10 protein-coding genes and 1 pseudogene are annotated in these 10,135 nt (G+C 69.7%); 9 read left to right on the forward strand and 2 right to left on the reverse strand.

Features of this window, described 5'->3' with window-relative positions; translation table 11 throughout:
- Window positions 1-566 precede the first annotated feature (566 nt).
- From CLV37_RS26080 to CLV37_RS26105, 6 genes are all read left to right on the forward strand, one after another.
- A complete protein-coding gene (locus CLV37_RS26080) occupies window positions 567-878 on the forward strand; it encodes a hypothetical protein (RefSeq protein WP_106215664.1) in 312 nt (103 codons plus the stop codon).
- A gap of 538 nt (window positions 879-1,416) precedes the next feature.
- On the forward strand, window positions 1,417-1,776 hold the full coding sequence (locus CLV37_RS26085; protein WP_106215665.1) for a DUF3846 domain-containing protein: 360 nt from the start codon (window positions 1,417-1,419) through the stop codon (window positions 1,774-1,776).
- 691 nt (window positions 1,777-2,467) lie between these two features.
- On the forward strand, window positions 2,468-2,734 hold the full coding sequence (locus CLV37_RS26090; RefSeq protein ID WP_106215666.1) for a hypothetical protein: 267 nt from the start codon (window positions 2,468-2,470) through the stop codon (window positions 2,732-2,734).
- Between the two features lie 393 nt (window positions 2,735-3,127).
- Window positions 3,128-3,487 carry a hypothetical protein gene (locus CLV37_RS26095; RefSeq protein ID WP_170127520.1) on the forward strand — a complete coding sequence of 120 codons (360 nt, stop codon included), beginning with the start codon at window positions 3,128-3,130 and terminating at the stop codon, window positions 3,485-3,487.
- A gap of 147 nt (window positions 3,488-3,634) precedes the next feature.
- Entirely contained in the window at window positions 3,635-3,898 is a 264-nt protein-coding gene (locus tag CLV37_RS26100) for a hypothetical protein (RefSeq protein WP_106215668.1), read from the forward strand.
- Window positions 3,899-4,135: 237 nt separating this feature from the next.
- Window positions 4,136-4,795, forward strand: coding sequence for an AAA family ATPase (locus CLV37_RS26105; RefSeq protein ID WP_211298973.1), 660 nt, complete (start codon window positions 4,136-4,138; stop codon window positions 4,793-4,795).
- On the opposite strand, the pseudogene CLV37_RS26110 reads toward CLV37_RS26105, so the two are convergent.
- Both CLV37_RS26110 and CLV37_RS26115 read right to left on the reverse strand, forming a co-directional pair.
- Window positions 4,764-5,950, reverse strand: a pseudogene (locus tag CLV37_RS26110) (IS3 family transposase). The gene CLV37_RS26105 and the pseudogene CLV37_RS26110 sit on opposite strands and share 32 nt — an antisense overlap.
- A 45-nt stretch (window positions 5,951-5,995) precedes the next feature.
- Window positions 5,996-6,880 carry a hypothetical protein gene (locus CLV37_RS26115; protein ID WP_106215669.1) on the reverse strand — a complete coding sequence of 295 codons (885 nt, stop codon included), beginning with the start codon at window positions 6,878-6,880 and terminating at the stop codon, window positions 5,996-5,998.
- 309 nt (window positions 6,881-7,189) lie between these two features.
- Between CLV37_RS26115 and CLV37_RS26120 the strand changes: the two genes are divergently transcribed.
- The 3 genes from CLV37_RS26120 (at window position 7,190) to CLV37_RS26125 (ending at window position 10,063) form a co-directional block, all read left to right on the forward strand.
- The gene (locus CLV37_RS26120) at window positions 7,190-7,771 is read left to right on the forward strand and encodes a hypothetical protein (RefSeq protein WP_106215670.1); all 582 of its coding nucleotides are present in this window, start codon (window positions 7,190-7,192) and stop codon (window positions 7,769-7,771) included.
- Between the two features lie 663 nt (window positions 7,772-8,434).
- Window positions 8,435-9,271, forward strand: coding sequence for a hypothetical protein (locus CLV37_RS27240; protein ID WP_146149612.1), 837 nt, complete (start codon window positions 8,435-8,437; stop codon window positions 9,269-9,271).
- Between the two features lie 162 nt (window positions 9,272-9,433).
- Entirely contained in the window at window positions 9,434-10,063 is a 630-nt protein-coding gene (locus CLV37_RS26125; protein WP_106215671.1) for a hypothetical protein, read from the forward strand.
- Window positions 10,064-10,135 lie beyond the last annotated feature (72 nt).

A 10,135-nucleotide genomic window follows, 5' to 3' on the forward strand; every position in this document is an offset into this window, starting at 1 on the left:
CCGGCGCTGGGTGGTGTGGCGCTGCGCGCCACACCCCGGGCGGGTCGCTGAAGCGACCCGGGCGGTACCTCGCTGCGCTCGGCACCCCGGCGGCGCTGCGCGCCACCGCCGCGAGAATGTCGTCGGCGCGAGCCGTAGCGCGGATGGCATTCCCTGGGGCGCCCTCGTCGCTGCGCTCCGAGGGCAGGCGGGGCGGGTGCCCCGTCGCTGCGCTCCGGTGCGCCGGATGGGTTGCGGTGGATCGGTTGCGCTGCAACGGCTGCGCCGATGCTGCGGCACCGGCTGCGCCGTCTCCTGCCTGCAAGCCCGGGCAGGCCCTGGCGGGCCCTGAGACGAGCTGACAGGCCCCAGCAGGCCCGACAGGTACCCGAGTGCCGGCTGCGCCGTCACCTGAGCCCACGAGCGAACAGCAGCCCCGACAGAGGCGCCCTCACCCTGCCTACGAAACTCCCGGAAACTCCCCCACCCCACGGGTTGACACTCGTCGGGTGCGGGTGTTAGTGTTTACCTCAGACGGGGACGGACAGCGACCGCCCCGCCACCACAAGCCTTGAGGGAGGCACCCCATGAACACCACCACCCGCACCACCACCACTCGCAGCACCCACCGCGGCACCGGCTGCCCCACCGCCTGGATCGGCTCCGGCATCTACAGCACCACCACCACCACCTACGTCATCTGCGAACTCCCCCTCACCGACGACGACGGCAACGAAATCCCCAACACCGCCTGCGGCTACGCCGACGACACCGACGTCACCTACGACGACCTCGGCCTGACCGCCACCTGGACCTGCCCCACCTGCCAGCGCACCAACGAACACACCCCCGGCGACGGCGACGACAGCGAACCCGACGACTACAACGACTGGGACTAACCCCCCACCCCAGCCCCGCCCCCCAACAGGGGGCGGGGCCACCGCCCCCCGCCACCCAGTCCCCGCCACCCAGTCCCCGCCACCCAGTCCCCGCCACCCAGTCCCCGCCACCCAGTCCCCGCCACCCAGTCCCCGCCACCCAGTCCCCGCCACGGCCCCGGCCACGGCCGAGCACCCCACCGCCGGCCCCAGGACGCCCCAGGACCGCCCAGGACCGCCCAGCACCGCCGGGACGGCACAGGACGGCCCACAACCCCCGGGGGGTCGCACGCGGCTCCCTCACCGCACGCGGACCCCCTCACCGCACCCCGCGACCCCCGGGCACCACCACCCACCAACACCAGCGAGCGCCAGCACCAGCCGCCAGCACACGCGCACCGACCACGCGCACCACGAGCCGCCAGCACCCCGCACCCGAACCCACCCCGCGAGCGAACCCACCCCGCACACCCCCTTGCACCCATCGGGTGCGGGTGTTAGTGTTTACTTCAGACGGGGACGGACAGCGACCGCCCCACACCACCACAGGAGGAACCCCATGAGCCGAGCAATCCTCATCCCCGCCGACACCGACGCCGCCGTCCGCATCGTCGAGACCAACGGCCTGCACGACCTGCAGCGCCTCCTCGACGGCAACATCGACTACGCCCCCCTCAACCAGCCGGACCTCACCCTGTGGATCAACGACGAAGGCAAGATGCTCGACCTGCCCCGCAACGAGCGCGCCGACGCCTGGTGGAAGGCCAACATCCGCGCCACCTTCCCCGGCGACTACATCGCCGGAGACGCCGTCCTCGTCGGCTTCGACCGCGACAGCGGCGAGGACACCGACGTCCCCGCCCGCATCATCACCCAGCTGCACCCCGCGCCCCTGCGCCTGAGCCTGGTCAAGCACTGAGCCACCGGGGTGGGTAGGGGCAGCAGCCCCCTACCCACCCCCGACGGGCTGCTCACAGAACACCGGCCCACGGAACACCGGATCGGGGACCCGCACAGCGGGCAGCACCCACACACGACCCCGGCCCTCGAGCGAGCATCCACCCCGAGGGTCGGGGCAACCCAGCCCACAGCCGGCCCCCAGGGGCTCCAGCGCGTCCCAGCGCGTCCCAGGATGCGTCACAACCCCACGGGGGTCGCGACGCGGTTCCCTCACCGCGCGCGGTTCCCTCACCGCACCCCGCGACCCCCGGACGCCAGCAGCAGCCAGCGGCGCACACCACCCTCACCCGCCCCCCTTGCGGATATACAGTGTGGGTGTTAGTGTTTATCTCAGACGGGACGGACAGCGACCGCCCCACCCGAGGAGGACACCGTGACCAAGACCGCCCAGCGTGCCCACTGGAAGCGTGAGGGCTGGGACTGGGCCCAGGCGGTGGCTCACCGCGCCCTGGCTCCCCGCGAGGTCGTGGCCGAACTCGACCCCGAATGGTCGATCCGGGACGAGGACCTGCACCGGCAGCGCGTCGCAGGCGCACGCGCCTACAGGCAGGCAAGCCCCGCCCCTGACTGGAAGCCGCCGCCACCCCGGCGCTCGCCACCCCGGCGCTCGCCACCCCGGCGCTCGCCACGACGATCCAGGGGAGGTCCCCATGAGCACGCTGCCCCTCACCACGCTGACCGAGCTCACCGGCTGGGTCTGCGACGGCGCCAGCGCTACCGACCTGCGCGTCGTCGTGGGCACCGGCCCCGACGGATCCGCGCGGGTATGGGGATGCGACTTCGACGGATTCGCCACCCACGATGAGGTCCGCAAGGTTCTGGCCGATCGCGGCCTGGACGTCGAGGGCGACTTCGCCGCAGTCGCGAGCACCCCCACGTGGGGCCGCCCCGGGTTCACCTTCACCGTGGCCCGGTAACGGCCGGCCGGGTCCGCCCACCCAGAGCCGCACGCCCTGGCCGGCGAACTGGTTCGCGTCGCCACCTCCACGCCACTTCGACACCACGGGAGAGAACCATGAGCCGACCACGCCCCGGGTCCCTGGAGGAGCTCGGCGTCGGCGAATACGAAGGCCACGGCTGGTGGCCCACGCGCGCCGACCTCTATGACCGCGACAATCCCTCCCGTCCCGAGCAGGCCTGGACAGAACGCTGACCTCCGGCGACCGGCTAAGGGCAGATGCGTCGACCGATGCCGACCCATCCCACGCCTCACGCCGGCGCTCGCATCTTGCTCTACTAAAGTGAGAGTGTTAGTGTTTATTCAGACGGGGACGGAAGCGACCGCCCCGCAGTTGCGAGGGAGAGCTCCGATGGCCAGCACGCCCCGTTCCGACCGGCCTCGTTCCGCCGGTGCGCAGATCCGGCGCCACGAAGCGGAGATGGCCAGCGTCTACGCCAGCACCCCGGCCGAGCAGATGCTGACCTGGACCACGACCGGTGAGGCCGTCGTCGCCCATCCCGATCAGACGTTCGAGACCCCTACCCGCCTCGTCCGCATCGAGCACTGCGACTGCCACGCATTCAGCCACCACTGGCCTCAGCACCCGTTCGACAGCCCGTGCACCCGTCGCGAGATTCGCGAGCCGATCGACTCCCGGTCGATGACCCGCGTCATCAGGGCGTGCGGCGACACCACCGTCCTGCCCACCGAGAAGCTGACCCGACCCTGACAAGGTCCGGGCGGGCTTGACCGGGCTGACCGGGCTGACCGGGACAGCGCCCCCAGGCCTCGCCCCGAGCGTGAGCACGCCCAGCCCCGCCTACCGCCCGGACCGCCGGAACCGCAGACGCCGTCGAAGAGGACCAGGAGAAACACGATGGACGCGACCCAGACCATGACCCAGCTGCGCGCTCACCACCTCGAGGCGCGTGAGGCCCTGAACGCAACGGGCACCTCGCCGGCGCCGGCGGAGACCATCCGCCTTCGCGAGCGCCTGGACGACATCGTGGGCCGGATCGTTACTCACTCGCACGCTGTCAGCGAGGACGGACGCGGCGCTACGTGTGTGCAGTGCGGTCAGCGTTGGGCTGCCCACGCGCTGGTCGGTCAGTACGACAGCGTCTGCCTCGCCACCTACTGAGGCACAGACCGTCGAAGATGTCAGCGCGCCGGCCAGCCGCGCGGCCGTCACGCGACGCGATAGCCGTCCGGTGGATCGGTCGCGACCTTGCGCCTCACGGGGCTCGCGAGCGCCGGTTGCGAGTCGGCAAGTAGGGAGCGCGAACCGCTTGCTGTATCGCAGTGCGACCGTTAGTATTTTAGTCAGCAGGGACGGACAGCGACCGCCCCGCAACTCCCGCCGAACCTTGGAGGAACCATGACCGCCGACGTGACCTTGCTGCGCGTGATCACCGCCGCGATGCGCTCGCACGTGACGCCGCTGCTGATGGGCGACCCCGGTGTGGGCAAGTCCTCCCTGGCGCAGACCCTCGCCGCCGCCGACGGCGGACGCTGCGAGGTCGTCCTGGGCTCCCTGCGCGAGGCCAGCGACTTCAACGGCCTGCCCGTCGTCGGCCCCGACGGCGTGACCCTGGAAGCTCCCGCGTGGGCTAAGCGCCTGGCCAGCGGTGAGAGCACACACCTGCTGCTGGATGAGGTCACCACCGTCCCCGCCCACGTCCGCAAGGCCATGCTCGGCGTCATCCTCGACCGCACCGTGGGCGACCTGCACCTGCCCGACTCCGTGCGCATCCTGGCCGCAGCCAACCCCGCCAGCATCGCCGTGGACGGTGCTGCGCCTATAAATCGCGAGAGTCGTCGACCCTGCCATAGTCAGTTGCAGTCGGGTCGTCCTCTGTACGTTTTTCCATCGCAGAGCCGATTGGTTCACCGTCGTCAGACATGTTCGCTGGGGCTGCAACTTCCGTCTGGCTTTGCTCGAGCGCCCGTTCGCGCTCCTGCCAGTACGGCGTCCGGGTCTGCTGCACTGATCGGTGACAGCTACGTCACGCGGTCAGGGCGACCGATGTGGTCATGATGGTCTCGTACTCGATGGGGGTCAATCGGCCCAGACCGCTTTGCCTGCGGCGGCGGTGGTAGGTCCGCTCGATCCAGGTCACGATCGCGATCCGCAGCTCCTCGCGACTGTCCCAGGACCGACGGTCCAGGACGTTGTTCTGCAGCAGCCCGAAAAAGCTCTCCATGGCCGCGTTGTCCCCAGCGGCGCCGACGCGGCCCATCGACCCGACGAGGCCGTGACGGCTCAGGGCGTGGACGAATCTCCGCGATCGAAATTGCGATCCACGATCCGAATGTAGCGTGCAGCCGGCGACGTCAGCCCCGTCAACCCGCCGCCGCGCAACGGCATTGGCCAGGGCGCGGACGGCCAGGCGAGACGTCATCCGCGAGTCGATGGAGTACCCGACGATGCGGCGGGAGAACACGTCCTTGATGGCGCAGAGGTACAGCTTGCCTTCGGCCGTGGGGTGCTCGGTGATGTCGGTCAACCACACCTGGTTAGCCCGGGTGGCGGTGAAGTTGCGTCGCACCAGATCGTCGTGCACCGGCGGGCCGGGTCGCTTGCCGTTCTTGCTGCGCCGCTTGGCGAATGCGCTCCACCACCCGTTGTCCGAGCAGATCCGCCACGCGGTCCGGGCCGACATGGGCTGCCCGGCCCGCGCGGCTTCCTCGTGCAGGTAGCGGTAGCCGAACTCCGGGTCCTCGCGGTGAGCATCGTGCAGGGCGTTGGCGCGGTACGCCTGCTCCAGCTCAGCATCGGTGACCGGCTCGGCCAGCCAGCGGTAGTAGACCTGACGAGCGATGCTCAGCACCCGACACGTGAGGACCACCGAGATGCCTTCGGCGGCCAGCTCGCTCACGAGCGGGAAGATCCTTTTCCCGAGCCGCCGGGCAGGTTGGCCTGCGACAGGTAGGCCGCCGCCCGGCGCAACACCTCGTTCTCCTGCTCCAGCAGCTTGATCCGCCGGCGCGCCTCGCGCAGCTCGGCGTTGTCGGTGGTGGTGCTCCCGGCCTTGACGCCGGCGTCGACGTCGGCCAGGCGCATCCACTTCGACAAGGTCATGACGTGGATGCCGAAGTCGGCGGCGATCTGCTCCAGGGTCACGCCGGGATCGCGGTCCCGGGCGACGCGCACGACGTCGTCTCGGTACTCACGGGGGTAGGGCTTGGGCACAGCGACATCCTTCCAGGCTGCCCTGCGGGCAAGCCAGCTCGGTTGTCACCGATCAGTGCAGCAGACCCTCCAGTGGTCGAAGGCATAGTCCTCTTCGCTGAGGTGGATGGCCGCCGTGATAATGAAGTCCCGGCAGAAGTCGTAGTCGACCTGTGAGCGCTCAACGTCGCGACCCTGCACGTAGCGACCCCCGCCGATCGTCTTCGTGTACGCCGGCACCAACGATCGAAAGCGCCCGTAACGCCGCAGGTCGATGCCCAGCCCGGAGAGCAGCGCGATGCGCTCAACGGTGACGATCGCCTCCTTTACCTTCCGGTTCTCGCGGTCGTCGTGGAAGGTGGTCAGGTCCGGGATGAAGTCGAAGACGCTGCGGCTGTAGCCCGTGATCTTGGACTTCTTGTAGTCGGAGACGACCGCGTCGAAGGACTCATGCAGGTCAGCGAACGCCTCGACGACTTCCGCCGCGGCCCACTTCGTCGCCGCAGCATCGAGCATCCCGCGCGCCCGCTCGCTGGTGACGAAGTCCGCCAGCGAGACGTCCGCGAGCGCGACGCCGAAGAGCGCCGGCGTCTCGTCCTCCAGCAGTGCTCGCGCGAACGTGGCCATGTCGGCGATCTCGTTCGCCGAGGGCTCGACGCCGTAGTGCTTGTAGTTGACCCGGACCTTGTTGAGCGTCTGCGCGCGCACGCGGTGCGTTAGCGGACGGCCGAGCTTCGCCGTCAGGCTGTTCCAGTAGTCGTCGAAGGTCCCGCCGATCTTGGTCCCCTGGACGCGCGCCGCCAGGGCGAGCCACATCTCGATAACGTCGTGGAGGCGGCTGACGGCGTCGACGCCGAGCGGGCCGCTCTGCCGCGACGCCTCGACGGCCCGGTCGAGCAGCAGCTGGATCGTCGCCAGGCGGCGAGCCACGAAAGGGTCGAGGGTGCTCACGAGCGCACGCTAGCGGCGGGCACCGACACTGAAGGTCAGGACACCAGGCCTGCGCCTGCCCGAGACGCTGGATTCATCCGCCCTCTGGCGCGGGCCGGGCCTGGCGTTGCACGATGACCTCGACGTCTCGTTGAACCACCCGCAGCAGGAGGCTCCGCCCGCACTGACCCGATACGAGTGAAGATCGAGCAGGTCATTCTTGCCCGTCAGTCAAGCCACAACCCCCGCCAGTCATTAGTGAGTGGTATCGCCCATCGATCTAGCTAGCACGACGCGTCCAAGCCTAGAGCGCCTGACATCAGGAGAGACATGCTGCATCCCGACTGCGAGCGCCCTTCGGTGCGTGAGAGTCGTGACGCTGACTGGCCCGCGGCGACCGAACCGTACCCAGGGTCGTACGTCGGGTCGTCCCTGAAGCGGAGTGCTCGTGCAGGGGCCGCAGCGCGGGCCGAAGTCGCGGCCGGCTTCTGGGGCGGCTGGAGCTCGGTCCGTGCCCTGGTCGCCTCGGCGTCGGCGTCGATGTTCGCGTCGATGTGGGGAGGTGTGCGCATGGTCTGGGCGCGCCGCGCTCAGGCCGTCGCGACCACTATGTGCGGCCTGCTGTGGTCGCTGCTGGCGGTCCTGCAGGGCACAGCCGGCGGCGATACCCGCGCTGCGCAGCCGCTAGCACTGACGCTCGCCACGGCAGTGGCCGTCCTGGCCGTCTCGGTGGCGTTGTGGTTGGCGGCCCTCGGCACGCCGGTGCCAGCAGTGGGTTTCGTCCTCACCGGGCTGGCCGTGGCGGTGCCGCTACTGCTGATCATCGCGTTGCGCACGAGCGCGTGGAGCCGTCTCGATGCTGAAGTGGACGCGATCGAGGCAGGTCTGGCCTCCCTCGTAGGCGCGCACTAGCTCCCTACCCCGCACGCTGAGGCCCCGGTCAGCGCGGTGACCCGTCCGCGGAGACGGAGCGCAAGCACCCCGCCGAGACGGAACGCAAGAACCCGACCCGCAAGGCCTGACCCGCGTGCGGCCCCGGTGCGCGTGGGATGTGCACCAAGGGCCGGCCCATGCTGACCGCACCCCAGCCGCCGCGTACGACGCCACTGGCGGCCTCGAGAGCTCGGCCTAGCTAGGTGTACCACGCGCCCGTCGTTGCCGGGGCGGGGTCTGCAGTCGTTAGGGGTCAAGCGTCGCAGCGCTTACTGGCCGTTCATCATGCTGCTGGTGAGCTGCGCGCCGCCAGGGCCCACGTCGGCTGGTTCGACTCGGCGGCGCCTCGATCTGCTTCCCTCACGAAGGGGATGACGTGCCCCGTGGGCAGCTGCGCTCGTAGCTGCTCGATCGCCTCAGCGCGGGGTCGGTTTTCACGTGCACAGTCGTCGAGGGCTCAGGGCCGTCACCGTGACGGTGCACCGCCTTCCACACCACCCGGAGCCTGTTCACCATCTTCAGGTGGCCACCCGGCAGGATCGGCGCTGCTAGCAGGGTGCTGTCGGAGGCGTCGGGCACAGTCGCGGGCGTGATGCTCGACCGCCTGAAGGAAGGTGCTGCCTGACGATCGACCTACGCCACGTGGCCACGCCGCCGTGGGAGGAGGACCTCCTGGTCACCGCCCAGCCTCAAGGGGTCGTGGACGTGTGGTCACTGAGACGTGATGCGCCCCGTGGTGAGCGCTGCGCCACGTTCGAGACCGTCTGGGACATTGGAGGCTGGCGGGGGGTGCTGGTACCCGGTGAGTGCCCTGTGGTGGTCGCCAGCGCCTGGGAGCGTCACGGGGTGTGCGGCTACGACCTGTCCGGTCAGCAGCTGTGGCAGGACCGCAGCCGCACGAACGTGAACGCCGTGACAGCCCTGCCCGATGGTCGGGTCGTCGTCACCTACGGCCGTCGGGCCACCCGAGTGCTGGAAGCAGTCTCCGGGCAGGAGGTGCGTGTCCTGCGTGGGGTGTTGAAGCTGATTCCCCTCACGATGGACGCTCACTGGTGGTCGGCGGCTGGTGGTGTCGTCTATTGGATCGTTCGCTGGAGCCGGTGGGGTCCCGGATCGCGACGGGATTGGGTCCGGTCTGGTTCGCGGCGAGCGACGGAGAGCACCTGGCCATTGAGGACAACGGGTTCTTGCGCATCCTCGATACCGACGGTCGTGAGCGCGTGGGGTGGGCGATCACCTGCGCCCCCTGGCGCACGATTCAGTGAGCGGGACCTGGGTGACGATCCGCGAGACCTGGCAAGGGCAGGCGTCGCTGGCCGGTTCGACGACGACGCGGTCGTTCTGGAGGAGCGGGCGTGTGAGCGTCCGCGTGATGTTGCGGTGATGGGCGGGGGCAGGGCATTGGTCGTGCTCGTGGATGCCGGTGTGCAGGTCGTGGACTGCTCAAACTGGAGCACGCGTGTCCTGGTCGAGGCCTGAGTCCGGTGTCGGGGCGTCCGGGACATCGCCCCTCTGGGCGGGGCGCCGGCAGGCTCTGACGCCAGAGCGTGACATCGCCCGTCGTCGCTGGGTGTCACTGCTGACGGATCTGGGGGCCCGCTCCACTTCATCTGGAGACAGCAGTGCGCCAAGATCGGCGGCGTGGCGGTAGCGAAGGTCAACGACGGCCAGGACTCGACCGGGAAGGCCCCCGGGGGGCTGAGCAGGCGCGAGTGGGTAGAGATCGTCGTCATTCTCCTGGTCGGACTGGCGATGGCCTTCGTTCTCCTCTTCGGAGTTCCCCGCTGGCTCGTCAGCCCTAGTCACTACCTCTGCGTCCCCGCGCCCACTACGAGCACGACGTCCACCACCGGTGCGACGTCCACCACCGGCACAACAACCACCACCGGCACGACAAGCACCACGGGTACGACAAGCACCACGGGTACGACAACCAGCGAGCTGACACCAGGCTGCCAAGGCAAGGCCGGCGACGACGGTGTCGACAACCAAGCCCTCGATGCCGCGCGCAGCTCGGCTCGAGCCCCCTTTGGGGTGCTGGCCGGGGCCCTGCTGGCTGGGGCAGCCGCCGCCATCGGCGTCATCGTCAGCAGCCACAACGCCCGCCTGACCCGTCAAAGCATCGATGAGACCCGCGAGACCAACGCCATCACAAGACGTCGCGACGAGAGCATCGCGGCCCGTGAACGGGCCCGCACCGACGACGAACGCTTCACGACCGCTGTCGCGCAGCTCGGCAACACCTCAGGGGTCTGCTGCACTGATCGGTGACAACCGAGCTGGCTTGCCCGCAGGGCAGCCTGGAAGGATGTCGCTGTGCCCAAGCCCTACCCCCGTGAGTAC

Origin of the sequence: Kineococcus rhizosphaerae, from assembly GCF_003002055.1 — a bacterium.
In the GTDB taxonomy this organism is placed as follows: domain Bacteria; phylum Actinomycetota; class Actinomycetes; order Actinomycetales; family Kineococcaceae; genus Kineococcus; species Kineococcus rhizosphaerae.

Coding starts and splice junctions, on each gene's coding strand:
- CLV37_RS26080 (WP_106215664.1), top strand. CDS start 567: ATGAACACCACCACCCGCACCACCACCACTCGCAGCACCCACCGCGGC.
- CLV37_RS26085 (WP_106215665.1), top strand. CDS start 1,417: ATGAGCCGAGCAATCCTCATCCCCGCCGACACCGACGCCGCCGTCCGC.
- CLV37_RS26090 (WP_106215666.1), top strand. CDS start 2,468: ATGAGCACGCTGCCCCTCACCACGCTGACCGAGCTCACCGGCTGGGTC.
- CLV37_RS26095 (WP_170127520.1), top strand. CDS start 3,128: ATGGCCAGCACGCCCCGTTCCGACCGGCCTCGTTCCGCCGGTGCGCAG.
- CLV37_RS26100 (WP_106215668.1), top strand. CDS start 3,635: ATGGACGCGACCCAGACCATGACCCAGCTGCGCGCTCACCACCTCGAG.
- CLV37_RS26105 (WP_211298973.1), top strand. CDS start 4,136: ATGACCGCCGACGTGACCTTGCTGCGCGTGATCACCGCCGCGATGCGC.
- CLV37_RS26120 (WP_106215670.1), top strand. CDS start 7,190: ATGCTGCATCCCGACTGCGAGCGCCCTTCGGTGCGTGAGAGTCGTGAC.